The organism is Mycobacterium shunyiense (assembly GCF_058270035.1).
In genome coordinates this window covers 46294-70234 of record NZ_JBZDPT010000040.1, presented here as the reverse complement: position 1 = coordinate 70234, position 23941 = coordinate 46294, and the positions used below count along the sequence as shown (strand labels likewise).

The window sequence follows — 23941 nt, the reverse complement described above, 5'->3', positions numbered from 1 at the left end:
GCAAATCACCCCAGCGACCAAACTCATAGCGCGAACACGGAACCTACCGGCACGTTGCCGGCGAATCGAATCGCCCAGCAAGCAAACGAGTGTCGGATTGCCGTTTCAGATTCTGATCGTCACACATCGCTTGCGCAAATACGTCATATGGTCCACCAATTCGTCCCGTCGGAGATCACATCGACCGCCGCACCGGCTGCGAGCGTGAAATCGGATTCACCGTCGATCATCTGATGCCGTGGGGCGCTCAGGATCGCGTCGGCGCCCGAGACATTCTTGACCGTGTAGCGGGAGGAGTTGTGTAGGGCAGACGGCAGCTTGGCTTTCGACGCTCCCGGGGACAGCAGGTACACGTAGTCGGCCCCGGGCGAATCCTCGAACGTGCCGGGTGCCGACAACGTGACGACGACACGCCCCGCGGGCGTCACCAGATTCCCCGATGTATTGCCTGCAATCCCGACATTGCGCCCTTCAGCCCGTACCGGCGCCACGCTGTATCCGTTGTTGTCCCACTGGTTTCCCGAAATCGCGATGTCATCGACGTACCGGGCATCCACGGCATAGCTCCAGCCGGCCCCCTCGTCGGTATTGGCGATGAAGTTTCCGGTGACGTTGAAGCCTTTGGTGCGGTGGTCGGCGTCGACGGAATAGATGCCGATGGCGGGATACTTGTTCGGCGCACCCTTACCGCCGTTGGTGATGTTGTTACCGACAATCGCCACCTGTTCGTCATCGGACTCCAGCCACGACGGCATCGTGAAGACGATGGCCTCCTTCCGGGCGCCCTCGCAGATGTTGCCGATGATCGTCAGTTGCTTGTTGCCGCGCAGCTCGATGTTGTTCTGCGGGGCCCCGTCGAGGTGGTTGGCCAGAATGCGTACCGGACCTGCCTCGATCGACAGGTTGGGGCCTGTCGACCCGATGTTGTTGTTCACGATCCACGAATCGAAGAACCGATAAGTGGTGTAGATGCCGTAGCCCGTGCTCTGCTCGATGAAATTGTCGTCGATCCAGTTCAGCAATCCTTCCGCAGCAGAATTCAGCCGCATGCCTTGATCGGTCCAGCCAACGATCCAACAATGCCTGACATAGCTCTTGTCCAGGTCGACGTCGAGTCCCGGTGATCCCTGAAAGTTCGCATCTATCTTGAGGTTTTCGATCCGGCATTCGACCCAACGTCCGCTGATCGGCGCGACATTCGCGGTCACCCGCAAGCGTGCGGCCCGCTCACCCGCACCCAGCAGGCAAATCTGGGTGAAACCATCAGCGCCGTTGCCGATCGAATCCGACAATGCATAGTCGCCCGCCGGGAATAACACGGTGCCACCACCCGCTTCGTCCGCCGCCTTGATGGCACTCAGGACCGCCGCATGATCGTCGGTCGTGCCGTCCCCCGTGGCGCCGTGCGACATCACATCGATCACAGACATGGTGCCCAATCTGCCAGACCTCACCCACACCACGATGAAAAGATGGAGGTTGCCCGCCAACCAACACGGATCACCAGGTAGGGGTCGTTCGATGATTCGAGTCGCTGTTCTGCTGTCAGTCGCCCTCGCCGTTCTCACGGCCTGCGGTGGAACGCCGAACCAGGGCTCGGCCGAAGACCCGGACAGCGCGGGCCACGTCGTCTCCGAAGCACCCTTGGAAAACCTGGCGCCGGCGTTGCGCGACGCGAGCGCACAGGCCAAGGTCATGACCTACGCCTCTCGCAACGGGGTGAACGACGCGGTATCGCACGTGACAGGAACGGTGTTCGTCCCGAAGGGCAACCCGCCGGCGGGAGGTTTTCCGGTGGTGGCACTGGGACACTCGACCACCGGCACATCGGCGGACTGCGCACCCTCGCTGTCCCCCGACCTGCGCGGCGAGGCGCCGACAGTGGTGGCGCTGCTCAACGCCGGTTACGTCGTCACCGTCCCCGACTACCAGGGTCTGGGTAAACCGACCAAACCCGACGAGTACGACTTCCACCCGTACCTGGACTCCACCACTGCCGGGTACAACGTGATCGACGCCGTACGGGCCGCCCGGACGATCGTGCCGAACACCTCCACGTCCTGGGCGGCACTGGGCGCCCGCGAAGGAGGACAAGCCGCCTGGGCCGCAAACGAACTCATCGACAACTACGGCTATGACCTCAAGCTGGTCGCTACCGCGGCTCTGGCACCCATGGCGAACATCGACGTCCTCGCGGACGCGGCCATGGCCGGCACACTCAACACCGATCAGAAATTGGCCTACGTCGCCTACCTCGCCGCGTTGAAGGACCAGTACTACTACGACTTCGAACTCGACGACTACCGTCGTGGTGCCGCGCAGGAGAATTGGGACGCCCTGCTCGGCTGCACCGACAACGCGCAACGAAAGTCACTGGCCGACAAGCTGAGTGCCGATGATCTGCGGCCTTCCAATCCCGCGGCACTGGATACGCTGCGGGGCTACGTCCAGAAGACGAACCTCCCTCAGGGACCTACGAAGGCACCGATGTACGTCATCTATGCGGGCAGGGACTCGGTGATCCCGGCTGCTTCGACCGAGCGGGCGCTCGCCGCGGCCTGCAAGATGGGCGACGGCATCCAGATCGCCTTCTGGCCCGATGCCACCCGCGAACAGCCCGAACCCCTCGCGGCGTTGGGCTGGCTCAACGATCGGATGAAATCGGTCCCGGCAGCCAATGATTGCCCGGCGTTCACCGCAGCCCACCCCTGACGGCCGATCATCTGCTGCCGACCGGCTCGTTCACCCGATAGAGCCGCCAATCCGGCTGGCCGTCACCGTCATTGGGCACCTCCAGCTCCAACGTGGCCACCTCGGCCCCGGTGTCGTACAACGTCGGGTAGCGCACGTTGAGCGCATCGGACGTGCCGCGGCCGGTCGCCGGAACCGCGAGCAGATACCTGACCCCGTTGGCAGTCGGATCGTTGAGCAATTCGGTGAAGTCCGGGTCTGACGGGATCACGAAGACCCGGGGCCGGTTCGACGCGGCCAGGATGCCGAACCCATATACCGTATCGGTGATGACCGAACTGTCCGGCAGGTCGAGGTTCTCCAGATACTGCGCGATCTCCCGTTCGGTCTTGAACGTCCGGGCGATCTGGTGCTCGATGGCCTTACGCTCGGTCACGTTGTAAGGATCCGGATTGAGCACCGCACCGAGCCCGTATTCCTGTGGCGCGTACTTCGGTTGGGCCATGCCGAGCATCGTCACCGGGATGCCGATGGCGACCGTCGCCGCGACGGCGACGTACGGCGCGGCAGACCTTGGTTTGACCGGTTCAGCGGCCTGGACCGGTGGCGCGTATCTGCCTCGGCGCGTCGGCGTCCTGAAGGCTCCGTCCGGAACCCCGAGCATCGCCATGGTCACGCACAGCGGTATCACGATGATGAAGAAGCGCAAGAACGGGAATGTCGATCCCGACGCGTGGCTGTAGGTCTGAAATGCGAGCACCGCACCGAACAACGCGAGGGGCACGATCAGCATCTGCCAGTTCGGCCGTCCCCATCGCTGCATCACCGCCCACAACGCCAGCGGCAGCATGGTGGGCGCCAGCAACATCATGCAGACCAGCGCGAACTCCACGCCGTCGGCGAAATTCGGCGCCGTCTGTCCGGATTGCTCGAGAATGGCCGTATTGCCGTACTGCGAGGTGAACTGTGCGAACGCCTCACCGGTGATCAGCCAACCCGCCGCCGCCCAGCCCAAGAACGCCAGAAAGCCGGGGCCGGCGACGATCAACAAGTCCAGAAAGGCGCGCCGCAACCGCGGCGGCGGCTTGGCCCGCAGGTACGTCGTGATGCCCACCAGGAATCCGGCCGCCGCCACACAGGCCGCGGCGTCGTAGCGGGTGAGGTAGGCCAATCCCATCGCGATACCGCCCGCGGCGACGAGGTGGTGCACATCGTCGTCGACCATCCACAAGATGAGCCGACGCACGGCCCAGGTCATGAAGAAGATGAATGGCGCCTCGCTCATCCCGTTGGACCCGTAGAAGATGATCATCGGGTTGAGCGCGAACAACAGCGTGAGCGTCACCGAATATGCCCGTGGCAGACCACGATCGGTGCCCATACTCAGCATCTGCACTCCCGCGCCGGCCATGAAGGTTGCCGACATGATCGTGCCTGCGAACGCCCGGCCCGCGATATCCGGCCAGATCGTGCCCAGCGCGACCGCCGGGATCTGCACCATGGCGGCCACCGGGGTGAAGATGAAACCGAGCGCAGCCAGGTGCGGATCCCGGCTGAACAGCACCGACTGGGTGGCCACCACCCGGGACAACGTGTCGCCCATGATGAATCCGTGCTGGACCTGCAACCAGTGCCCGACCGCGAGGTAGACGAAGAGCAGAAAGACGAAGATCGTCAGCTTCAGCCTGAAATCCGACCGTCCGGCCGCTGCTGACATCACGCCGAAGCCATCTGCTCATGGGCAGCCTTGTCCTCCGGACGCTCGGCCAACCCGTGAAAGGTCTTCTCCCAGAACGACGGCTGCCTGATCATCTGGTACGCACCCTTTGCGGCCGCAATGCTCATCATCAGCCAGAACAGCGGCACGCTGAGCGCGGCGAGCAGCAGATCAGATCTGTCATCCTCGCGCAGGGCGATCATGTTCATGTACATCACCGTGAAGTTGCCGATGATCATCGCGATCAGCGCCGGGAAGTAGATCAGCGGCGGGAACACGGAGCCGACGACGGCCGGCTGCCCCAGGAACCACAACACCGTGATGAACCAGAAAAGCAGGTTCAGTACCGCGATGATGGGAGTTCCCGCCAGCACCAGGTTGAACCGGATGAAACTCCGTAACCCCAACGTGCGGTACAGCTTCACCGGCTCACGGGTGTGCACCAGCCAGGTCTGCAGGTAGCCCTTGTACCACCGGGAGCGCTGGCGGATCCAGTTGATCACGTCACTGTTCGCCTCCTCCAGCGTGTAGGAGTCGATCACCGCGGTGTGATAGCCGTTCGAGGCGATGCGCAGGCCGAGGTCGGCATCTTCGGTGACGTTGAACGGGTCCCAGGCCCCGATTCTCCGCAAGATGTCACGGCGGAGGTGATTGGAGGTGCCGCCCAACGGAATCGGCGAGGTGCTCACCATCATGCCGGGCAGCAGGTAACCGAACCAGAGCGCGTACTCGGCGGTGAACCAGGCGGTGAGCAGATTCTGGTGGCCGTTGTGATACACCAGCTTGGCCTGCACACACGCGACGTCGTCGGGGAGATCCCGGAAGGCTGCCACCACCCGTCGCAACTGCAGAGGCTCGGGCAGATCTTCCGCGTCGAAGATCGTGACGATGTCGCCCGTGGCGAAATGCAGACCGTAGTTGCACGCCTTGGGTTTGGTGCGTGGTTCGGCGGGCGGCACCAAAAGGATGGTGATGACGTCGGATTCGCCACACGCCTTCGCGGCATCGATCGTCACCTGGTCATCTGCTTCGAGCAGCAACAGAACCTGGAGCCGGTCCCTCGGGTACTCCAGCGCATCCATGGCCGCGATGAGGTCGGCGACCACTTCCGGCTCGTTGTAGGCCGGCACCAGGATCGTGTACGGCGGCAGTTCGTCATCGGGAATCCCGCGCGCCACCTCGTCGGGGATCACGATGGGACGCGACGCCAACCCGCGCTTGAAGATCAACACCCGGTCGCCGAGAGTCAAAAGATATGCCAGCGTGCACAACCCGATGAGCGTCACCGTGGTCTGCAGGGGACGCCAGATGCCGAAAGCGATCACGATCGCCAGCAGGCCCCACAGCACCGGCTTCTGCCAACCGATCAGCGGCTTCGACGCCGAATGAACGGGATCGTCCTCACGCAACCCGTTGATCGCCCGGTTGAGCGCGTAATCGCGCTGATCCGCGGTGACGGTCTCCGGGTCGAATGTCTCGTCGAAGGTCATTGACCGGCACCCTTCACGAACTGTGCCGCCACCAGGGCGCGGCCGAATTCGGTGAGCAACTCGGCGTCTTTGTACGCCGGCTTGCGCTGCACCAACACGGCATTGCCGCGGAACAGCACGGTGAACAGGTTTCGCAGCGTGGAAACCAAACCCCGCTGCGGATTGGGGAACGGCGCGTCGGGCAGGTGATTGTCCACCGCGAAGATGTCGACAACCTGATCCTCGTCCTGGTCGCCCCAGGCGAAGCGCAGCACATCCCAGCTCACCAGCAGCCGGTCATCGATCGCAGAGAACAACTTTCCGGTCACGCCGTGGCCGAGGTCGACCGGACGGGGCTTGCTCAGCCGGGTCCCGGTGGTGTCATAGAGAACCTGTCCCGGGTATGCGTCGAACGAGAACGGCAACTCACTGACGATGCTGTCCACCATGAGGTTTCGCCGCGCCGACAGCTTGTCGAACCGCGGATCCCCGACGTCTGCGGTCATCCGCTGGCGGATGAGAACGGCTTGGTCGCCGTAATACCGCTTCACCCCGCTGTATTGCTGATCCCCGGTGACCGACCAGCCCGGGGGCGGCGCCAGCCGCATGCCTGGCGTCAGATCGTAGGGGGCGCCTCGGCTGACCAGCGTGGCGCTCAGTTGGTTCGGCAACGGCATGAACGCGAGCGCGACCGCGACCGCGGTCACCAGCGGAATCGCGGTCCAGATCTGTTTGGCGGCGAGAGGTTCGATCTTGCGGTCGAGCAGCTTTTTCGGCCGGCCCCGGCGGGTATAAAACCAGGCCGCGATGCCCACCGTGACGATCGACGTGAGCGACGGAATCATCTGATAGACGATCACCGGCGCATGCGGCCACAGTTTGTCGATCACGAAGAGGATCACGAAACCGAATGCGAATGCGACGAGCGCGCCGACCACCGCACGCTTGCGGTTGCGGCCCACCGCGATTGCGGTGGCCGCGGCGGCGATCAACAGCGTGCCGACACCGGCGGCGAAGTTTCCGCCCCCCAGTGCAATGACGACCACCTGATACGGCAGGGGGCATATCAGCGACAACAGCACCCACACCCATCCGAACCGGGCCACCGGCCGCACTCCGAACAGCACCAGGGCACTGCTGACCATGAACAACCAGAGCGCCAGCAGATCCAGCCGCATCAAGTGGAAGAACTCTGAGTACCGCTTGAGCAGAACCCCCTGGACCATGAGCGCCAGACCCAGGCCGATCACTCCGACGATAATGTCGGTCTGCCGGTCATGGATCGGCAGCTCGGTGCGTCGCCGAAAGTTCACCCCTACCGCGGCCAACGCGGCGGCGATCGGGACCATCCAGACGTAACCGATGAGTCCGCCCTGCAGGGTGGTCTCAACGAGGTTGCGCAGACTCGCGCGGAAAGCCACCAACGTGAGCACCCCGATGAGCGCCCAACGCGCCACCAGCCGGACCGTCGGAGGTAGACCGAACCACCACTGCGCCAGCCGGTCCCAATCGCGCCGGGTACCCTCCAGCGTTGTCGTCACGACTGTCCCCGGGACCGCCCACGCCATGCGACCAATCCGGCTCCCAGTGCCGCGAGCACCACGACACCGACGCCGACGCGCAGCCGCAGCGACTTGTGGTCGGCGGACGCGGCACTTTCAGGCTGGGCGGACGGGGTGGTCAGTGTGAACGGCGCCCGCCCCGGCATCGCGAGCGCGGCATTGCCGGACAAGCCCGACCATCGCGCCACGTCACCGTCCAGCCAGCTCAACAGCCGGTCCAGTTCCTGCGGTGCCTTGCTGGAGGTGGCGATCAGCACCGAGCGTCCACCGGTGTAGACGGTCTGAAGTGACCCGAAGCCCACCGTCGGGTCCAGCGTCAGAGTGGAGGAGTTACCCGACCCGTCAACGTTTTCGACGGTGATCACGCCCTCGGAATTCACCGCGACGGGCAAGGTGATTCGCTCGTCGTTCCAGCCGTCGGCACTGATCAGCAACGCCGCGTTGGGCGAAGCGACGGCGTCGGCCAGCGAGCGGACCTCGGCGTCAAAGGGACGTGAGCTCAGGCGCTGCAACCCCGTCAGGATCTGTACCGCACGACGGAGGTTGTCGAAACCGGGGTCCAACCCGACCTCGACCCGTGGCATCAAAGCCTGCGGCAGCGACTGGAAGCCCGTTGGCACAGGCGGTTTGGCCCGTTTGCTCTCCGCCGGACTTTCTCCGTCGATGGTCAAGGTGATCGGCTGGAACTCGCCGCACCGACCGGTATTGCCTGCCGCGTCGATCGCGACATCCACATTGGTGTAGCGCTGCAGATGCCAATCCGGGACGTCGACCCACCGGTCGATCCGGCCGTTGGCCTCGGTAGGCCACCGGTCGACGGTCTGCCCCCCGATGCTGACCACCACCTGTCCGGCGATGCTGGCAGGCAGCGGCGTGTACGAACCCTGCAGGTGAATTCGGACATCGTGGACGGCACGGCCCAGCCGGGTCTGATCCAGCGGAATCGTGACGCGGGGATTGACCAGTGCGGTGGCGTTGACACCGGGCTGGCCGAGCTGACGGATCGTCGTGTGGTCACTCGGCAGTTGCGGAGTGTTGGAAAGCGGCCCCACAACAGCCTTCGACTGCACGGCGAGTTTCGAGATGTCACTGGACAGCAACCGGGCCTGGTTGGTGACCTCTCCGGCAGGACCCGAAATAAGCAGGGCCGGAACAGCATTGGGGCCCAGCAGGCTCAATCCTGGCGCCTCCCCCTCACGCACGATCACCTGCCGCTCCAGCGGCTGCGGCGGTGCGATCGGGCCACCGTCTGTAGTGACGATGTCGACGGCAGGACGTTGCAGACCGTACCGGGCCACCACTGACGTCGCGATCCGGATTGCGGCGTCCGATTCGGATTGCGACGGATTCGGCGGGACGAACAGCGTGAGCTTGCCCAGCACCGGCGGAAGGAAATCGGCGATCACCGTCGGGGGCTGTTCGGTACCGGTGAACCGAACATCACTGTTGATCAACCGCAACGGATTGGTCGGGTCGTACACGCAATACCCGTCCGGCACGGAGAGGTAGGCGGTCAGCTGCACCGTCACAGCGTTCTCCACCACCCGGGCGCCGCCCAGAGGAATCGTGATCGGTGATTGATCCGGCGGCAGCGGCACACGCGACAAAACCCGCTGGTCCTGACTGACCTCGAGAGTGCCGCCGCGGGTATTGACCGGAAGTTGCACCGTGGCAACCAGCTCGGCGGGAATCAGACCGCGCGGCACCGGAATTGTCAGCGTCTGTGAACCCTGAATTCCGTATAACGCGATATCCGCATTCACACCGAGCGTTCGCAGATTCAATGTCGGGGAACTCACCAGCGACGGGTCGTCTTCCGGCGCGGCCGCAGCGACCCCGGGACCAACCGCGGTTCCTGCGATGAGCACCGTTGCCGCAAGCAGGGACCATATGCGGGAAGTCACCCGCGTCAGTCTAGATCGGCCATTGCGGATACACCCACCTTTACCGCAATCGATATCCCAACCTGTTCGCGACGTGGCCCAGATGTCGGTCGGATCGCAAGGCAAAAAACAGCCCGGGAATTCGCTGAGTTCACCTCTCGGCAACCAACCATCATCGCGAATTCGTCCACGGGCGGATTCGTCTGCGGCGGCAACGCGAAACCGCTGCGACCTTTTTGCGGACGCGGCAATTTCTGATAGGCCAATCAGCCCCTCCGGCAAACGGCACCGAAACGTATGGCTCTGCCGCATCGATCACCTCACGTCGACCTCACGCAAGCGAAAGCCTGGCCACCATCTCCCCGGTCGGCTTCGGCGACCCGCCACCGGGCTCCATGGTGAATGCCAACGCACTCGAGTTCCCGATATCGCGCACCATGGCAGTCGTCGAGGGAGCCATGCTTCCCATCGTCCCCGCCGACTGCGGCCCCTGATCGGTCATGAGCCACATCTGATAGACCATGCCGGGCGGCGGCGGCGCGACGTTGTTCATCACCAACACACCCGTTCGCTCATCGCGCGAGTACATGAACGTCGCAGTACCACCGACACGGAGTTGTCCGGTCACCGTGCGGACATCGCCGGCTGCAAGCACCTGCTCGGCGGGGGTCGGCGCATTCACCGGGCGCAGCGCCAACCCCGCTCCGAAGCCGCCCGCGGCGACCACCACCGCAGCGGCAGTCGCCAATAATCCTTTGCGCCAACCGAAACGGTCGGGTCGAGCACCGCGTGAGACCGCAAGTGCCTGCTGTCGCAGCGACGCCGGCGGCGTCACAGCGGTCGCAGTCGAGGCCTCTGCCATCGTCTCGTGCACCGCACGAACCTCCGAGCGGAACGCCTCTGCGATCTCAGCGGGAGACTCGGCCAACCGGCGCTCGATGTCGGCACGCTCGGCGTCGGTAACCGCATCCAGTGCGTAGGCCGTGGCCAGGTCTGGCAGCTCGGAGTCGCTGGTCATGCCACCCCCAGACAATCACGAAGCCTACGAAGCCCGTCCCGCATCCGGGTTTTGACGGTGCCCAGGCTGACCGACAGCCGTTCGGACACCTGTGGGTAGGTCAGGCCGTCGTAGTACGCCAGCTCGATGGCCTGGCGCTGCAGGTCCGTCAGTGATCCCAGGCAGTCGGCCACCTGCCGCTGCTCGTCAGACCGGATGGCCGAGTCGGCGACCACGTCGGTGTCGGGCTCGGCGCTCGCCGCGACGTAACGCGCCTCGCGCCGGCTGGAGGCCACCTCGGCCCGCACCCGGTCCACCGCGCGGCGATGCGCCAAGGTCATGAGCCACGCCAGCGCAGACCCTTGCTCCGGGTCATAGTCGGCGGCAGAGCGCCACACCTGGGTGTAGACATCCTGCGTGGTCTCCTCGCTGTATCCGGGATCCCGCAGGATGCGGATCACCAATCCGTATACCCGGGCGCTCGTGGCGTCGTACAGCCCGGCGAACGCCTCCGCGTCGCCGCGGGCCACCCGACGCAGCTGCGCGTCGAGGACGCTACTCACCTCCGGCGTACGTGCCATCGACCGGTAGCCTAGCGCCGAGTAGACGGTGGCCATCGCCGGTCACCCGTAGGTGAACGAGAAAGCCTGCAGCCCTTGACTCAACCGCAACTCGATCTCGCCACGATGCGCTTCACGATCGTCGACGATCTGGTGCAGGGTGGGCGGGCCGCTCACCGGCACCGTCGTGGTCTCGCCGCCGCGAAGCACGGTCACGGCGCCGGTCCCACCCACGACGAGATAGACCTGCTTGGCCTGGTAATTGAGCTTGATGGCCGAATCTGAGCTTTGGGCGGTCGCGCCCTGGTAGTCCAGGTGCCACGGCCCATCCAGCGCGAACGAGTCGGCAGGCAGACTCGTCGGGTAGCCGAACACCGCGTCGCCCTCGTCGTACGTGCCACCACCGGCGTAGTTGATCTCCTTGCCGACTCCGAGGTACGTCTCAGGGGTGAGTGCCGACGTCGGCGTCGTGTCGGGCGAGTTCACCGGCGCGGGCAACGCGGCGTTCTTCGCGTCCATGAGCAACTCGCGAATCAGCCGCTCGGTCGTGTCGTAGCCACCCTCACCGAACTTCACGTGCCGCACAACGCCATTCGCATCGATGAGGTACTCGGCCGGCCAGTAGCGATTGTGGTAGTTCGTCCAGGTGGAGTACGAGTTGTCCAGGGCGACCGGGTAGGTGATACCCAAGTCGGCCGCACCCTTGGCCACATTGCCGGGTACCCGCTCGAAGGCGTATTCCGGGGTGTGGACGCCGACCACCGTCAGACCGGAGTCCTTGTATCTGTCGTACCAGTCGACGACGTGGGGAATCGCTCGCTGGCAGTTGATGCACGAGTACGCCCAGAAGTCGATGAGTACCACCTTGCCGCGCAAGGACTTGAGGTCGACAGGTGCGCCGTCAGGGGTGTTGAGCCAACTGGTGATGCCGGTGATCTCCGGTGCAGCACCGCAGTTCTGGAGTTCTTCCGCGCCTTCTGGGCAATTCGACAGTTCCCCTCCTGCGGTCGGGCTCAGCCGGTCTTGGACCTCACCTGCGGTGGCGACCCGGTCCTGTAACCCGCTGGTGTAATCCGGGATCGCCCGCTGCAGCTTCGCAGGCACGTTGGCGGCCAACGCCACCGCGAAAACCAGCATCACCACTCCTCCGATCAGCCGGATCTTGCGCTGCTGACGACGGAAGGCATTGACCCGCTCCGCAACCCGACGCCCGGCGAGCGCGAAGGCGAGTAGGGGAAGCGCGGCACCGACGGCGAACGAGAGGGTCAATGCAACGGTATCGGCACCGATCGAGCCGGTGGCGCCGGCAACGACGATCGCTGCGAGCACGGGTCCCGCGCACGGCACATAGAGCACGCCGAGCGCGAGACCCAGTCCGAAACCGCTACTGCCCGAGCCGAACTGCTTCTGCGGGATCCAGCTGAACGGTTTCTCCAGCAGCTGCTCGAAGCGCGGGAAGATCAGGCCCAGCCCGATCAGTGTCAGTGCGACAAGGCCCGCCCAGCGGAGTGCGTCCTGAGGTAGGTGCAACAGCTGCAGTAGCGCCGAGCCCGCCAGGGTCACCACGCTGAAACTCAGCACCAGGCCGGCGATCACCCGATAGGGGCGCAGCGTCTCGGCCAGTGTCGGCTTCGTCGCAACGACTGTCGTGCCGCCCGACTCGGTGACGCGAGCGCTCTGCGCTCCGGAGAAGAAGATCACGGGCAATACCGGCAGGATGCACGGCGAGATGCCGGTGATGAGTCCGCCGAGGAATCCGATGAGCACCAAGGTGTACATGCCGGGTATTCGGCACCGACGCTGTGCCGGATTGGTCGAAATCGACACCCATCCGGATGCGGGCCCGCTCCGAATACCCAGTGACCGAGAAAGTGACGGGGGTCACCGTCAATCAGCCACAGGAGTCGGAAAATGTTGATTTCTCAATACAAGTTGGCCGCGGTGGCGGGGATGTCAGCCGCCGTCATGTTCGCGCTGCCCGCCTGCTCAAGCGACACCGCGCGGTCCGCACCCGCGACACCGGAGGCCACCAGTGCGCCCGCCATGGCCGCCGACCCGGCATCAGACCTGGTGGGTCCGGGCTGCGCGTCCTACGCGGAAAAGGTGCCGTCGGGCCCCGGGTCGGTGATGGGGATGGCACAGGATCCGGTCACCGTCGCCGCGTCGAACAACCCGCTGCTGACGACGCTCACCGCAGCGCTGTCGGGAAAGCTGAATCCGAACGTGAACCTGGTGGACACCCTCAACGGAGGTGAGTTCACCGTGTTCGCGCCCACTGATGACGCATTCGCCAAGATCGACCCGGCCACCATCGAGGTGTTGAAGACGGACTCCGCGATGCTGACCAACATCCTGACCTATCACGTCGTACCGGGGCAGGCCAGCCCGGCCAAGGTCGTCGGCAGCCGGCCAAGCGTGCAGGGCGCACCCGTGACGGTGACCGGCTCGGGTGACGCACTGAAAGTCAATGACGCATCCGTGGTGTGCGGCGGAGTCCACACCGCCAACGCCACCGTCTACCTCATCGACACGGTGCTGATGCCGCCCGCCGGCTGACCCCCCACACACGAAAGTGCCCCAAACCCGAAGGCTTGGGGCACTTTTGGCGTCTGCTCGCGCGGCGAGATGAGCTTTCGCTACTTCGCCTTCTCGAGAACCTCGACCAGCCGCCACCGCTTGGTGGCCGACGTCGGCCGAGTCTCCATCAACGAGACGCGGTCGCCGATACCGGCGTCGCCATTCTCGTCGTGCGCCTTGACCTTCTTGGTGGTCCGGATGATCTTGCCGTAGAGCGGGTGGCTCTTACGATCTTCCAGCTCGACCACGATGGTCTTCTGCATCTTGTCGCTCACCACGTAGCCGATGGCGGTCTTACGACGGCCGCGCGGCTTCTCGGTGGCCGGGGTGTGCTTGGGGCCCTTGGTCTCTGCCATTACGAATCCTCACCAACGGGTCCGGAAGCCAGACCCAACTCACGTTCACGCAGCACGGTGTAAACCCGTGCAATCTCCTGGCGCACGACGCGCAGCCGACGGTTGTTGGCCAGCTGACCGGTCGCCATCTGGAAGCGCAGGTTGAACAGCTCTTCCTTGGACTCGCGCAGCTTCGCCGTCAACTCGGTGTCGGACAGTTCACGCAGCTCACCAGGCGTAGTTCCCACTGCCATCAGAACTGCTCCTCTCGACTCACGATGCGTGCCTTGATCGGCAGCTTGTGGATTGCGCGAGTCAGTGCTTCCTTGGCGATCTTCTCGTCCGGGTAGCTGATCTCGAACAAAATGCGGCCCGGCTTGACGTTGGCGACCCACCACTCCGGCGAACCCTTACCGGAACCCATGCGGGTCTCGGCGGGCTTCTTGGTCAGCGGACGGTCCGGGAAGATGTTGATCCACACCTTGCCGCCACGCTTGATGTGCCGGTTGATGGCGATACGAGCGGACTCGATCTGCCGGTTGGTGATGTAGGCGTGGCCGAGGGCCTGGATGCCGTAATCACCGAAGCTCACCGACGTGCCACCGCTGGCGATGCCACGCTGGCGCGGGTGGTGCTGCTTGCGGTGCTTGACCTTACGGGGAATCAGCATGGTTTAGCTCTCCGTGCTCTCAGCGGCCGGCGCTGCCTCAGCAGCGACAACCTCAGTAGCGGCGGGCGCATCTCCGGTGGCGGCGCGGCCGGCTTCGGTGCTCGTCGCCGTGGTGCCCGAGGAACCGCTACGACGCGGCCGGGTGCCCGACGGACGCTCACGACGCGGCCGGTCGCTGGCCGGTGCGGCGGCGGTCAGCTCACGCTTACCACCGACGATGTCGCCCTTGTAGATCCACACCTTCACGCCGATCCGGCCGAAGGTGGTCTTGGCCTCGTACAGGCCGTAGTCGATGTCCGCGCGCAGCGTGTGCAGCGGAACCCGACCCTCGCGGTAGAACTCCGAGCGGCTCATCTCAGCACCGCCGAGGCGGCCCGAGCACTGCACCCGGATGCCCTTGACGTTGGGCTGACGCATCGCCGACTGGATCGCCTTGCGCATCGCGCGGCGGAACGCCACACGGTTGCTCAGCTGCTCGGCAACACCCTGGGCGACGAGCTGTGCCGTCGACTCAGGGTTCTTCACCTCGAGGATGTTGAGCTGAACCTGCTTGCCGGTCAGCTTCTCCAGGTCGGCACGGATGCGGTCGGCCTCGGTGCCGCGGCGACCGATGACGATGCCGGGACGCGCGGTGTGGATATCGACGCGAACCCGGTCGCGGGTGCGCTCGATCTCCACGTCGGCGATGCCTGCACGCTCAAGACCAGTGGCCAGCAGACGCCGGATGGCGACGTCTTCCTTCACGTAGTCCTTGTACTGCTTGTCGGCGTACCAGCGGGACTTCCACTCGGTGGTGATACCGAGCCGGAAACCGTGGGGATTGATCTTCTGGCCCACTACTCCGAGCCTCCCTTCGTCTCGGCCGTGCCCTTCGCAGCAGCAGCCTTGCTGCCCTGCGCACGACGGCTGCGCGCGGATGCGGCGGCCGCACCCTTTTGCTTGGGCGGACGGCTCTCAACGATCACCGTGATGTGGCTGGTCCGCTTGCGGATCCGGAACGCGCGCCCCTGGGCACGCGGACGGATGCGCTTGGCGGTCGGACCCTCGTCGGCGGTGATGGTCGCAACCACCAGCGTCGTCGGGTCCAGGCCGTCGTTGTTCTGCGCGTTGGCCGCCGCGCTGGCGATCACCTTGGCGACCGGCTCGCTGGCACCCTGCGGCGCCCACCGCAAGATGTCGAGGGCTTCCTCGACGCTCTTGCCGCGGACCAGATCGATGACACGGCGGGCCTTGCTCGCCGAGACGCGCACGAAGCGCGCCCTGGCGGTTGCCGACGGGTATTCGATGACATTGCTGACTGTGGTACTCATCGCCGCTTGCTCTTCCGGTCGTCCTTGATGTGACCCTTGAAGGTGCGCGTCGGGGCGAATTCGCCGAGCTTGTGCCCGACCATCGCCTCGGTGACGAACACCGGGACATGCTTGCGGCCGTCATGCACCGCAAAGGTGTGCCCGATGAAGTCGGGGAGGATGGTCGACCGACGCGACCAGGTCTTGATGACCTGCTTGGTGTTTTTCTCGTTCTGAACGTCGACCTTCTTGAGCAGATGGTCGTCGACGAACGGACCCTTTTTGAGACTACGAGGCATCGCTGCTACTCCTTCCGCGGCCTAGCGCTTCTTGCCGGTGCGCCGGCGACGGACGATGAGCTTGTCGCTCGGCTTGTTGGGCTTGCGGGTGCGGCCCTCGGGCTTGCCCCACGGGCTGACCGGGTGGCGGCCACCGGAGGTCTTGCCTTCACCACCACCATGCGGGTGGTCAACCGGGTTCATGACGACACCACGGACGGTCGGGCGCTTGCCCTTCCACCGCATACGGCCGGCCTTGCCCCAGTTGATGTTGGCCTGCTCGGCGTTGCCCACCTCGCCGACGGTGGCGCGGCAGCGCACGTCGACACGACGGATCTCACCGGACGGCATACGCAGCGAGGCGTAGGTGCCTTCCTTACCCAACAGCTGGATGCTCACGCCGGCCGAGCGGGCGAGCTTGGCACCGCCACCGGGCCGCAGCTCCACAGCGTGGATCACGGTGCCGGCGGGGATGTTGCGCAGCGGCAGGTTGTTGCCGGGCTTGATGTCGGCGTTCGGCCCCTGCTCGATGACGTCGCCCTGCTTCAGACCCTGCGGCGCGATGATGTAGCGCTTCTCGCCGTCCAGGTAGTGCAGCAGCGCGATGTTCGCGGTGCGGTTGGGGTCGTACTCGATGTGAGCGACCTTGGCGTTGACGCCGTCCTTGTCATGGCGACGGAAGTCGATGAGGCGGTAAGCACGCTTGTGGCCGCCACCCTTGTGCCGGGTGGTGATGCGGCCGTGCGCGTTACGCCCACCGGTGCCGTGCAGCGGACGGATGAGCGACTTCTCCGGAGTCGAGCGAGTGATCTCGGCGAAATCGGAGACGCTCGAACCGCGACGACCCGGGGTCGTCGGCTTGTACTTGCGAATTCCCATATCAGTTAAATCCTCTTAGTTCCCGGCGTTACGCCGGGGCTCCGAAAAGCTCGATCGGCTTGCTGCCGGCGGCCAGGGTCACGATGGCGCGCTTGGTGTCCTTGCGCTTACCGAAGCCCGAGCGGGTGCGCTTGCGCTTGCCCTGCCGGTTGGCGGTGTTCACCGAGCTCACCTTGACGTCGAAGATCTTCTCGATGGCGATCTTGATCTGCGTCTTGTTGGAGTCCGGGTGCACGACGAACGTGTACACGTTGTCCTCGATCAGCCCGTACGACTTCTCCGAGATGACCGGGGCCAAGATGATGTCGCGGGGGTCGGTCACGGTAGCCATCAGGCCGACACCTCCTCTTTCTTCGTGTTGGCCTCGATGTAGGCGTTCAGCGCCTCGACCGAGAACACCAGGTCGTCGGCGTTGAGCACGTCGTAGGTGTTCAGCTGATCCGGCGAGATCACGTGCACACCAGGCAGATTGCGAACGCTGCGGGCGCCGACCTCATCGGTGCGACCGATGACGACGAGCACCTTCTTGTTCTCGGTCAGGCTGCCCAGGAACGCCTTTGCGCTCTTGGTCGACGGGGTCTGACCCTCGACGAGCTCGGTGATCGCGTGGATGCGCTCGTTGCGGGCCCGGTCCGAGAGCGCACCGCGCAGAGCGGCGGCGATCATCTTCTTCGGGGTCCGCTGGCTGTAGTCGCGCGGCTGCGGGCCGTGGACGACGCCACCACCGGTGAACTGCGGTGCGCGGGTCGAACCCTGGCGGGCGCGGCCGGTGCCCTTCTGGCGGTACGGCTTCTTGCCACCACCGGACACCATGGCCCGCGTCTTGGTGGCATGCGTGCCCTGGCGCTTGGCGGCCAACTGTGCGTTGACGACCTGGTGCATCAGAGCGATGTTCGGCTCGACGTCGAACAGCGCGGCGGGCAGCTCTACGGAGCCGTCCTTCTTGCCTGCCGGCGTCTTCACATCAATTTTGAGAGTCATTACTTCTCGCCTCGCTTGATTGCGCTGCGGACAACCACCAGACCACCGTTGCGTCCGGGGATGGCGCCCTTGATCAACAGCACGCCGTTCTCGGCATCGACCTTGTGAACCTTGAGGTTCTGCGTGGTCACCCGGTCGTGGCCCATGCGGCCCGACATCCGGGTGCCCTTGAACACGCGGCCCGGGGTGGCGCAGCCACCGATGGAGCCGGGGCGGCGGTGCACTGCCTGGGCGCCGTGCGAGGCGCCCTGGCCGGCGAAGCCGTGACGCTTCATGGTGCCGGCGAAGCCCTTGCCCTTGCTGGTGCCGGTCACGTCGACGTAAGCACCGTCGGCGAAGATCTCGGCGGTCAGCTCCTGGCCCACCTCGTACTCGGCGGCAGCAGCCTCGTCGACCCGGAGCTCAGCCAGGTGGCGGCGCGGGTTGACACCCGCGGCGGCGAACTGACCGCTGACGGGCTTGTTGACCTTGCGCGGGCTGATCTCGCCATAAGCAAGCTGCACGGCGCTGTAGCCGTCGCGCTCGGGGGTACGGATAAGGGTCACCACGTTGGGGCCGGCCTTGACGACCGTCACCGGGACGACTTTGTTGTTCTCATCGAACACCTGCGTCATGCCCAGCTTGGTGCCCAAAATGCCTTTTCTAGCCATTTTTCTCGGGTCTCCTACTGGATGTTGACGTCGACACTGGCCGGCAGATCGATGCGCATGAGCGCGTCAACCGTCTTCGGCGTCGGGTCGAGGATGTCGATCAGTCGCTTGTGGGTACGCATTTCGAAATGCTCCCGCGAGTCCTTGTACTTGTGCGGCGACCGAATCACGCAGTACACGTTCTTCTCGGTCGGCAGCGGCACGGGGCCCACCACACTGGCACCGGTACGGGTGACCGTCTCGACGATCTTGCGCGCCGAGGCATCAATGGCCTCATGGTCGTAGGCCTTGAGCCTGATGCGGATCTTCTGTCCCGCCACGCTTCTCCTACCTCTACTTCGTACATCGGCCGGCCGTATCGAAGCCACGATGGGAAAACCCACCGAAACCCGTCGGGCCTGGTCCCCGGCGCGGGTGCGCCGAGTATTGCCGCCGCTGTTTACCTGTCTGTGGTCCACCGGCCCCCGCGGTCGGGCGTGTCGCCTTCGCGCACATTTTCTCGCCCTGAAAATCAGTCGCGATCTAATGTTGGGACCGGATGCGCCCGTGGGGGCGCGGGTCGGATGCCCGGCCAGGAATACCCGGCTCAAGGCAACCCGAACAGTATGCCTTAGATCCGGGCGTGCTCCAAATCCGCGATCGAGCAGGTCGGGGCCCGTCGATGCGGCCGGACGCATCGAGCCTCCAACTCGCGGATTTCCCAGTGTTTTCCGACCTCAGGCACCGGCCGGCCGGCTCTGTCCGCGTAGGTGGCGCCGCGGCGGAAGATCGCGCCGCGGACCGCTCGACCGAACTTACTTTTGAGTAAGGTATGGCGCATGACGCAGTCTCCCGTGAGGACACCCAGCGCTACCTATAGAGCATGGACGAAGTTGTCACCGCTTCCCGGCGGCAGCTGGGCCTTCTCCGCCGCAGCCATGGCCCGGGTGCCCTACTTCGCGTCGATCCTCCCCCACGTCGTCCGGATGGAACCGGGGCTGGCTGAGGTGACGGTGCCGAAGTGGTTCTACGTCTACAACCATCTGCACACCGTGCACGCCATCGCGTCGTGCAATGCCGCCGAGATGGCGATGGGCATGCTGATGGAGGCCACTGTGCCGACAACGCACCGCTGGATCCCCAAGGCCATGAACGTGCAGTACCTCGCCAAGGCCACCACCTCGCTGCGGGCCCGCGCCGAGCTGACGCCCCCGGATTTCGGCACCATCACCGAAGGCACCGACATCGTGGTGCCGGTCAGCATCACCGACCGCCACGGCGTCGAGGTGGTGCACGCCGACATCACCACCTGGGTGACGCCGGCCTAGGCGCTGATCCAGACGCTCGCGGCCCGCGAGATCAACGCCATGGCTGTGTTCACGTCCCGGCGACAGCCGCTGCGTTGATCTCGGCGCTAGTCCAGATAGGTGCCGTGTCCCTCGCGCACCAGTGCACCGTCGAACAGCAGCACCTCGTTGACCAACCCGCCGTTCTGATTGCGGTAGTGGATCACCAAGGCCGATTCGCCGCGGTAGGTCGCCAGCACCTCGAACTGCAGATCCGGCATGCCGGCCAGCGCCGTCGTCCAGTAGTGGCGCAACGAGTCCTTGCCCCGCACCACACCCCCGGTCTCGGGAAAGAGGCGGGCCGCTACCGGCGAACTGAACAACACATCGTCGTGGAAGTGGGCGAGTACCGCGTCCACGTCGTGCGCGTTCCACGCACGCACCCATTCCTCGGCGAACGCCTGCGGATCCGGTGTCGCCATCGAGTTCACTTCTCCCTCAACCCGGCCCAGAACGGGCATTGATGCTCCTGTGGGTAGCCATTGTCGACGCGACTGCCGTCGGCCTGCAACGAAATTCTGGCGCCCTCTCCCGCCGGATCGAACCCGGGCCAGTCGGGCTGCCCCTCGACCGCCGGCTCGCCGGTGCGCACGAAAGCGCTCCAGTAGTCGATCATCTGGTCCGAAAGTCGCTGCTGCGCCGGGTCCAACGGCGGCGCCCCGCCGACGTCGAACAGGTAGCGAAGCTCCAGCGAGTGACTGGCTCCGACCGGGAAGGGCAGCGTTCGCATGACCTCCGGCGCCGGGGCAGAGCGATCGTTGAACTCGTAGGCGTAGACCGGTCCGGTGCGCGAGAGCTCACCGGCCATCCGCTCCGACACACAGGCGAATTCGCCGTCGGTGACCGCCGCCGAATATGCCTGCGCCACACCGCCGTACCGGTCGACGGGGTAGTGTGCGCCGACGGCCACGGCATCGGCACCGAACGTCTCGGACAGCAGCCGCGGGTAATCCCCCGCGACATAGCGCTGCCCCAGACGCAGGTAGCGCAACGCCACGAAGAGCGTGAACTCATCGCGGGTGGTGCCGATGAGCACCGGCACCGGTTCGGCCCGATCCGATGCGAACGCCGCCAGCGGGGCCTGCGGAATCACAGTCGACCCGGTGACCGGACCGGTCAGCTCGTCACTGCCGATATTGAAGTACCACACCGGCTTCCGCAGACTGTCCACCGGCAGGGCACGCAAGCAAGTGGCCGCCACCGCGGGATCGGGGCATCCGGCAGCGGCCGCGTAATCGAGCGAGCGGCGAGTCGCGGAGGCGAGGTCGGCCTGAGCCTGGCACGGCGCGCTCATCAGGATCGCGGCTCGGAACAATCCCGCCGAGCCCGGCGACACCAGGTGGTCACACACCGACATGCCGCCCGCGGATTCACCGGCGACGGTGACCTTTTCCGGATCGCCGCCGAAGTTGGCGATGTTGTCGCGCACCCAGCGGAGCGCCGCCTGCTGGTCGGCCAGACCGTAGTTGCCGACGTCCCCACCGACGCCCAGGGCAGGGTGGGCCAGGAAGCCCAGTGTGCCTAGGCGGTAGTTGATCGTCACCACGACGATGTCGCCGCGCGCGGCCAGTCGTCCCGCGTCGTAGATGCCACTGCTACCGCCGGCGAACGCGCCGCCGTGGATCCAGACCATGACGGGACGCTTCTCCTCCGAGACCGGCGGCGTCCAGACGTTCAGGTTCAGGCAGTCCTCGGCCGTGTTGGCTCCGCGTTCGGGATCGGAATCGGGGTCCTGGATGCACCGCGGGCCCGGGCGGGTGGCGTCGCGCTCACCCGGCCAACCCGGCGCGGGGACCGGTGCCGCAAATCGCATGGGGCCCACCGGCGCGGCGGCGTACGGCACCCCGGCGAACAACCGATGGTCGGATACCACTGTGCCGCGCAAGGTTCCGGCCGCGGTCCGGACCACTGCCGGGTCCGGCCCTTGCACCAGGCCGGCCGGAGGGTCAGCTGAACGGCCGGGCGTCGCCGCCCGGCCGCCACCTCGTGCACAGCCTCCCACCAGCATGGCCAACACTGCCAGCAACGCGACGACGCGACGCCCGGACCGCATGGCTGCGAGCGTACGGGGCCGATCGGCATAATCGACTCCCTTACGTGGCGCCGATCACATATGGTGGCAATTGACACCCGTCAAGTTCTGCCAGTGAGGAGTCTGTATGAGCGCGCCGACAATGGATGACGCCGCGAAGGTGCTCGCCGATCCGACGGCTTACGCCGACGATGCACGCCTGCACACCGCGCTGACCCACCTGCGCGCCAACAACCCGGTGGCCTGGGTCGACAATCGGCCCTACCGGCCGTTCTGGGCCATCACCAAGCACGCCGACATCATGGCCATCGAGCGGGACAACGAGCTGTTCATCAGCGAGCCCCGGCCCCTGCTGGCCACCGCGGCCGCCGACGATCTCGCCAAGCAACAGCTCGAGGCCGGCATGGGCCTGCGCACCTTGATCCACATGGACGACCCGCACCACCGCAAGGTTCGGGCGATCGGGGCAGATTGGTTCCGCCCCAAGGCAATGCGTGATCTCAAGGTCCGGGTGGACGAGCTCGCCAAACGGCATGTCGACAAGATGCGCGATATCGGGCCCGAGTGCGATTTCGTCACCGCGATCGCCGTCGACTTCCCGCTCTACGTGATCATGTCCCTGCTCGGGCTCCCCGAAGAGGACTTCGCCCGCATGCACATGCTGACCCAGGAGATGTTCGGCGGCGACGACGACGAGTACAAGCGCGAGGGGGGCTCACTGGAGGACCAGCTCGCCGTACTGATGGACTTCTTCGCCTACTTCTCGACGCTCACCGCGTCCCGCCGCGCCAACCCGACCGCGGACCTGGCGTCGGCGATCGCCAACGGCACCATCGACGGGGAACCGCTGTCCGACGTCGACACCGCGTCGTATTACGTGATCGTCGCCAGTGCGGGACACGACACCACGAAGGACGCGATCTCCGGCGGACTCCATGCACTCATCGAGAACCCCGACCAACTGGCCAGACTGAAGGCGCAACCCGATCTGATGGGCACCGCGGTCGAAGAGATGATCCGGTGGTCCACCCCGGTCAAGGAGTTCATGCGCACCGCCACCGCGGATACCACCGTGCGCGGCGTACCGATCGCCAAGGGCGAATCCGTCTACCTGGCCTACGTTTCCGGCAACCGCGACGAAGAGATCTTCGCCAACCCACATCGCTTCGACGTCGGCCGGGATCCGAACAAGCACCTGGCATTCGGATACGGCGTGCACTTCTGCCTGGGTGCAGCACTGGCCAGGATGGAGATGAACAGCTTGTTCACCGAACTGCTCAGTCGGCTGGATTCCATCGAATTGGCCGGGACGCCAGAGCTTTCCGCGACCACATTCGTCGGTGGGCTCAAGCACCTGCCGATTCGTTACTCGCTGCGCTGAGTCTGCCCGGTCCGCCGGTGGGTGGCCAGGAAGCCATCCACCGCGGACTGCACGCAACGGGTGTAATCGAACTCGGTCAGCGTGCTGAGCTTACCCAACACGATCGGCCCCAGCAGTAGCGCGGCGGCCTGCGTCCGATCCACCTCGCCGAGTTCGTCGACCGCCTCGGGACTGTCGAAGATCGCCTCGAACGGCAACGCGTACTGCTCGGCCACCCGCTCGCGCAACGTCCGCACCTCGGCGCTGTCATCGGTCCGCCACGGCAACTGCTCCATGTCACCACCGAGCGCCAGCCACGACATAGCAGTGATGCTGATCGGAGCCTCGGCGATCAAGTCGGCCTGCGCCTGAACCAGGGCGATCAGCCGATCGCGGAGCGTTCCGTCCGCCGGCGGCATCGGCGCGGCCGGGATGAGTGCGCGAAATGCCGCTGCCAGCAAGTCATTTCCGCTCGGGAAGTGCCGGTACAGCGTTGCCCTGGCCACGTTCGCGGCCCTGGTGACCGCGTCCACCGTCACCGCACTGGGACCGCCCGACCGCAACAGCGTCGTCGCCGCCTCGAGCAACCGGGCCCGGGATCGGGCCGGACGCGGGTCACTGCTTTCGGCGGTCATGCGCCAACACCTCCATAAAAACAGACTTACCGTCTCGCTACGAGACTGATA

General features: G+C 65.3%; 26 protein-coding genes. 4 read left to right on the top strand and 22 right to left on the bottom strand.

The annotated features are described in order from the left end of the window. Nucleotides 1–143: 143 nt before the first annotated feature. On the bottom strand, nt 144–1430 hold the full coding sequence (locus tag AC4ELS_RS21610; RefSeq protein WP_499049248.1) for a glycosyl hydrolase family 28-related protein: 1287 nt from the start codon (nt 1428–1430) through the stop codon (nt 144–146). Between the two features lie 91 nt (nt 1431–1521). Between AC4ELS_RS21610 and AC4ELS_RS21605 the strand changes: the two genes are divergently transcribed. Next, entirely contained in the window at nt 1522–2712 is a 1191-nt protein-coding gene (locus AC4ELS_RS21605; protein WP_499049245.1) for a lipase family protein, read from the top strand. Nucleotides 2713–2719: 7 nt separating this feature from the next. On the opposite strand, the gene AC4ELS_RS21600 is transcribed toward AC4ELS_RS21605, so the two are convergent. The 7 genes from AC4ELS_RS21600 to AC4ELS_RS21570 form a co-directional block, all read right to left on the bottom strand. After that, nucleotides 2720–4408, bottom strand: coding sequence for an ArnT family glycosyltransferase (locus AC4ELS_RS21600; protein WP_499049472.1), 1689 nt, complete (start codon nt 4406–4408; stop codon nt 2720–2722). Next, nucleotides 4408–5898 carry a glycosyltransferase gene (locus AC4ELS_RS21595; protein ID WP_499049242.1) on the bottom strand — a complete coding sequence of 497 codons (1491 nt, stop codon included), beginning with the start codon at nt 5896–5898 and terminating at the stop codon, nt 4408–4410. The genes AC4ELS_RS21600 and AC4ELS_RS21595 overlap by 1 nt, the downstream gene beginning before the upstream one ends. Further along, nucleotides 5895–7418: a hypothetical protein gene (locus tag AC4ELS_RS21590; protein ID WP_499049239.1), complete on the bottom strand. Its 1524-nt coding sequence runs from the start codon at nt 7416–7418 to the stop codon at nt 5895–5897. The genes AC4ELS_RS21595 and AC4ELS_RS21590 overlap by 4 nt, the downstream gene beginning before the upstream one ends. Further along, complete coding sequence (locus tag AC4ELS_RS21585) at nt 7415–9343, bottom strand: cellulose biosynthesis cyclic di-GMP-binding regulatory protein BcsB (RefSeq protein ID WP_499049236.1); 1929 nt, start codon at nt 9341–9343, stop codon at nt 7415–7417. Before AC4ELS_RS21585 ends, AC4ELS_RS21590 begins: the two co-directional genes overlap by 4 nt. 310 nt (nt 9344–9653) lie before the next feature. After that, entirely contained in the window at nt 9654–10340 is a 687-nt protein-coding gene (locus AC4ELS_RS21580) for an anti-sigma factor (protein ID WP_448446026.1), read from the bottom strand. Further along, the gene (locus AC4ELS_RS21575; protein ID WP_499049233.1) at nt 10337–10900 is read right to left on the bottom strand and encodes an ECF RNA polymerase sigma factor SigK; all 564 of its coding nucleotides are present in this window, start codon (nt 10898–10900) and stop codon (nt 10337–10339) included. The genes AC4ELS_RS21580 and AC4ELS_RS21575 overlap by 4 nt, the downstream gene beginning before the upstream one ends. 42 nt (nt 10901–10942) lie before the next feature. Then, entirely contained in the window at nt 10943–12658 is a 1716-nt protein-coding gene (locus AC4ELS_RS21570; protein WP_064959314.1) for a cytochrome c biogenesis protein DipZ, read from the bottom strand. A 132-nt stretch (nt 12659–12790) separates the two neighbouring features. Here AC4ELS_RS21570 and AC4ELS_RS21565 point away from each other — a divergent pair, with 132 nt between their 5' ends. Further along, nucleotides 12791–13435: a fasciclin domain-containing protein gene (locus AC4ELS_RS21565; RefSeq protein WP_064885139.1), complete on the top strand. Its 645-nt coding sequence runs from the start codon at nt 12791–12793 to the stop codon at nt 13433–13435. An 80-nt stretch (nt 13436–13515) separates the two neighbouring features. On the opposite strand, the gene rpsQ is transcribed toward AC4ELS_RS21565, so the two are convergent. Genes rpsQ through rpsJ form a run of 11 tightly spaced genes read right to left on the bottom strand, consistent with a single transcriptional unit; the run spans nt 13516 to nt 18858 of the window. Further along, on the bottom strand, nt 13516–13812 hold the full coding sequence (rpsQ, locus tag AC4ELS_RS21560) for a 30S ribosomal protein S17 (RefSeq protein ID WP_055109976.1): 297 nt from the start codon (nt 13810–13812) through the stop codon (nt 13516–13518). Beyond that, nucleotides 13812–14045: a 50S ribosomal protein L29 gene (rpmC, locus tag AC4ELS_RS21555; protein WP_055109978.1), complete on the bottom strand. Its 234-nt coding sequence runs from the start codon at nt 14043–14045 to the stop codon at nt 13812–13814. Before rpmC ends, rpsQ begins: the two co-directional genes overlap by 1 nt. After that, complete coding sequence (gene rplP / locus AC4ELS_RS21550; protein WP_019348878.1) at nt 14045–14461, bottom strand: 50S ribosomal protein L16; 417 nt, start codon at nt 14459–14461, stop codon at nt 14045–14047. Before rplP ends, rpmC begins: the two co-directional genes overlap by 1 nt. 3 nt (nt 14462–14464) lie before the next feature. After that, nucleotides 14465–15298 (bottom strand): 30S ribosomal protein S3, encoded by an 834-nt coding sequence (rpsC, locus tag AC4ELS_RS21545; RefSeq protein ID WP_055109980.1) that lies wholly within the window; start codon nt 15296–15298, stop codon nt 14465–14467. After that, nucleotides 15298–15771 (bottom strand): 50S ribosomal protein L22, encoded by a 474-nt coding sequence (rplV, locus tag AC4ELS_RS21540; RefSeq protein ID WP_064885137.1) that lies wholly within the window; start codon nt 15769–15771, stop codon nt 15298–15300. The genes rpsC and rplV overlap by 1 nt, the downstream gene beginning before the upstream one ends. Continuing rightward, nucleotides 15768–16049 carry a 30S ribosomal protein S19 gene (gene rpsS, locus AC4ELS_RS21535; protein WP_003883480.1) on the bottom strand — a complete coding sequence of 94 codons (282 nt, stop codon included), beginning with the start codon at nt 16047–16049 and terminating at the stop codon, nt 15768–15770. The genes rplV and rpsS overlap by 4 nt, the downstream gene beginning before the upstream one ends. Before the next feature lie 21 nt (nt 16050–16070). After that, nucleotides 16071–16907, bottom strand: a complete 837-nt coding sequence (rplB, locus tag AC4ELS_RS21530) for a 50S ribosomal protein L2 (RefSeq protein WP_044516133.1) — start codon at nt 16905–16907, stop codon at nt 16071–16073. A 28-nt stretch (nt 16908–16935) separates the two neighbouring features. Beyond that, nucleotides 16936–17238, bottom strand: a complete 303-nt coding sequence (gene rplW, locus AC4ELS_RS21525; RefSeq protein WP_064885135.1) for a 50S ribosomal protein L23 — start codon at nt 17236–17238, stop codon at nt 16936–16938. Continuing rightward, nucleotides 17238–17888 carry a 50S ribosomal protein L4 gene (rplD, locus tag AC4ELS_RS21520; RefSeq protein WP_448446034.1) on the bottom strand — a complete coding sequence of 217 codons (651 nt, stop codon included), beginning with the start codon at nt 17886–17888 and terminating at the stop codon, nt 17238–17240. The genes rplW and rplD overlap by 1 nt, the downstream gene beginning before the upstream one ends. Then, nucleotides 17888–18538 (bottom strand): 50S ribosomal protein L3, encoded by a 651-nt coding sequence (gene rplC / locus AC4ELS_RS21515; protein ID WP_064885131.1) that lies wholly within the window; start codon nt 18536–18538, stop codon nt 17888–17890. The genes rplD and rplC overlap by 1 nt, the downstream gene beginning before the upstream one ends. Before the next feature lie 14 nt (nt 18539–18552). Further along, nucleotides 18553–18858, bottom strand: coding sequence for a 30S ribosomal protein S10 (rpsJ, locus tag AC4ELS_RS21510; protein ID WP_003883485.1), 306 nt, complete (start codon nt 18856–18858; stop codon nt 18553–18555). Between the two features lie 498 nt (nt 18859–19356). Between rpsJ and AC4ELS_RS21505 the strand changes: the two genes are divergently transcribed. Further along, nucleotides 19357–19845, top strand: coding sequence for a hotdog fold domain-containing protein (locus AC4ELS_RS21505; RefSeq protein WP_448446037.1), 489 nt, complete (start codon nt 19357–19359; stop codon nt 19843–19845). 86 nt (nt 19846–19931) lie between these two features. Here AC4ELS_RS21505 and AC4ELS_RS21500 read toward each other — a convergent pair whose 3' ends face one another. Continuing rightward, on the bottom strand, nt 19932–20285 hold the full coding sequence (locus tag AC4ELS_RS21500; protein WP_064933059.1) for a nuclear transport factor 2 family protein: 354 nt from the start codon (nt 20283–20285) through the stop codon (nt 19932–19934). 5 nt (nt 20286–20290) lie between these two features. Continuing rightward, the gene (locus AC4ELS_RS21495) at nt 20291–21916 is read right to left on the bottom strand and encodes a carboxylesterase/lipase family protein (protein ID WP_499049228.1); all 1626 of its coding nucleotides are present in this window, start codon (nt 21914–21916) and stop codon (nt 20291–20293) included. A 106-nt stretch (nt 21917–22022) separates the two neighbouring features. On the opposite strand from AC4ELS_RS21495, the gene AC4ELS_RS21490 reads away from it, so the two are divergent. Next, nucleotides 22023–23276, top strand: coding sequence for a cytochrome P450 (locus AC4ELS_RS21490; protein WP_499049225.1), 1254 nt, complete (start codon nt 22023–22025; stop codon nt 23274–23276). On the opposite strand, the gene AC4ELS_RS21485 is transcribed toward AC4ELS_RS21490, so the two are convergent. Continuing rightward, on the bottom strand, nt 23261–23890 hold the full coding sequence (locus AC4ELS_RS21485) for a TetR/AcrR family transcriptional regulator (RefSeq protein ID WP_499049222.1): 630 nt from the start codon (nt 23888–23890) through the stop codon (nt 23261–23263). The two genes, AC4ELS_RS21490 and AC4ELS_RS21485, sit on opposite strands and share 16 nt — an antisense overlap. Nucleotides 23891–23941: the final 51 nt, after the last annotated feature.

What these genes read in the sequence shown, in the direction of transcription:
- AC4ELS_RS21610 (WP_499049248.1), bottom strand. Translation starts at nt 1,430, where the DNA reads ATGTCTGTGATCGATGTGATGTCGCACGGCGCCACGGGGGACGGCACG.
- AC4ELS_RS21605 (WP_499049245.1), top strand. Translation starts at nt 1,522, where the DNA reads ATGATTCGAGTCGCTGTTCTGCTGTCAGTCGCCCTCGCCGTTCTCACG.
- AC4ELS_RS21600 (WP_499049472.1), bottom strand. Translation starts at nt 4,408, where the DNA reads ATGTCAGCAGCGGCCGGACGGTCGGATTTCAGGCTGAAGCTGACGATC.
- AC4ELS_RS21595 (WP_499049242.1), bottom strand. Translation starts at nt 5,898, where the DNA reads ATGACCTTCGACGAGACATTCGACCCGGAGACCGTCACCGCGGATCAG.
- AC4ELS_RS21580 (WP_448446026.1), bottom strand. Translation starts at nt 10,340, where the DNA reads ATGACCAGCGACTCCGAGCTGCCAGACCTGGCCACGGCCTACGCACTG.
- AC4ELS_RS21575 (WP_499049233.1), bottom strand. Translation starts at nt 10,900, where the DNA reads ATGGCACGTACGCCGGAGGTGAGTAGCGTCCTCGACGCGCAGCTGCGT.
- AC4ELS_RS21570 (WP_064959314.1), bottom strand. Translation starts at nt 12,658, where the DNA reads ATGTACACCTTGGTGCTCATCGGATTCCTCGGCGGACTCATCACCGGC.
- AC4ELS_RS21565 (WP_064885139.1), top strand. Translation starts at nt 12,791, where the DNA reads ATGTTGATTTCTCAATACAAGTTGGCCGCGGTGGCGGGGATGTCAGCC.
- rpsQ (WP_055109976.1), bottom strand. Translation starts at nt 13,812, where the DNA reads ATGGCAGAGACCAAGGGCCCCAAGCACACCCCGGCCACCGAGAAGCCG.
- rpmC (WP_055109978.1), bottom strand. Translation starts at nt 14,045, where the DNA reads ATGGCAGTGGGAACTACGCCTGGTGAGCTGCGTGAACTGTCCGACACC.
- rplP (WP_019348878.1), bottom strand. Translation starts at nt 14,461, where the DNA reads ATGCTGATTCCCCGTAAGGTCAAGCACCGCAAGCAGCACCACCCGCGC.
- rplV (WP_064885137.1), bottom strand. Translation starts at nt 15,771, where the DNA reads ATGAGTACCACAGTCAGCAATGTCATCGAATACCCGTCGGCAACCGCC.
- rpsS (WP_003883480.1), bottom strand. Translation starts at nt 16,049, where the DNA reads ATGCCTCGTAGTCTCAAAAAGGGTCCGTTCGTCGACGACCATCTGCTC.
- rplB (WP_044516133.1), bottom strand. Translation starts at nt 16,907, where the DNA reads ATGGGAATTCGCAAGTACAAGCCGACGACCCCGGGTCGTCGCGGTTCG.
- rplW (WP_064885135.1), bottom strand. Translation starts at nt 17,238, where the DNA reads ATGGCTACCGTGACCGACCCCCGCGACATCATCTTGGCCCCGGTCATC.
- rplD (WP_448446034.1), bottom strand. Translation starts at nt 17,888, where the DNA reads ATGACTCTCAAAATTGATGTGAAGACGCCGGCAGGCAAGAAGGACGGC.
- rplC (WP_064885131.1), bottom strand. Translation starts at nt 18,538, where the DNA reads ATGGCTAGAAAAGGCATTTTGGGCACCAAGCTGGGCATGACGCAGGTG.
- AC4ELS_RS21505 (WP_448446037.1), top strand. Translation starts at nt 19,357, where the DNA reads ATGACGCAGTCTCCCGTGAGGACACCCAGCGCTACCTATAGAGCATGG.
- AC4ELS_RS21500 (WP_064933059.1), bottom strand. Translation starts at nt 20,285, where the DNA reads ATGGCGACACCGGATCCGCAGGCGTTCGCCGAGGAATGGGTGCGTGCG.
- AC4ELS_RS21495 (WP_499049228.1), bottom strand. Translation starts at nt 21,916, where the DNA reads ATGCGGTCCGGGCGTCGCGTCGTCGCGTTGCTGGCAGTGTTGGCCATG.
- AC4ELS_RS21490 (WP_499049225.1), top strand. Translation starts at nt 22,023, where the DNA reads ATGAGCGCGCCGACAATGGATGACGCCGCGAAGGTGCTCGCCGATCCG.
- AC4ELS_RS21485 (WP_499049222.1), bottom strand. Translation starts at nt 23,890, where the DNA reads ATGACCGCCGAAAGCAGTGACCCGCGTCCGGCCCGATCCCGGGCCCGG.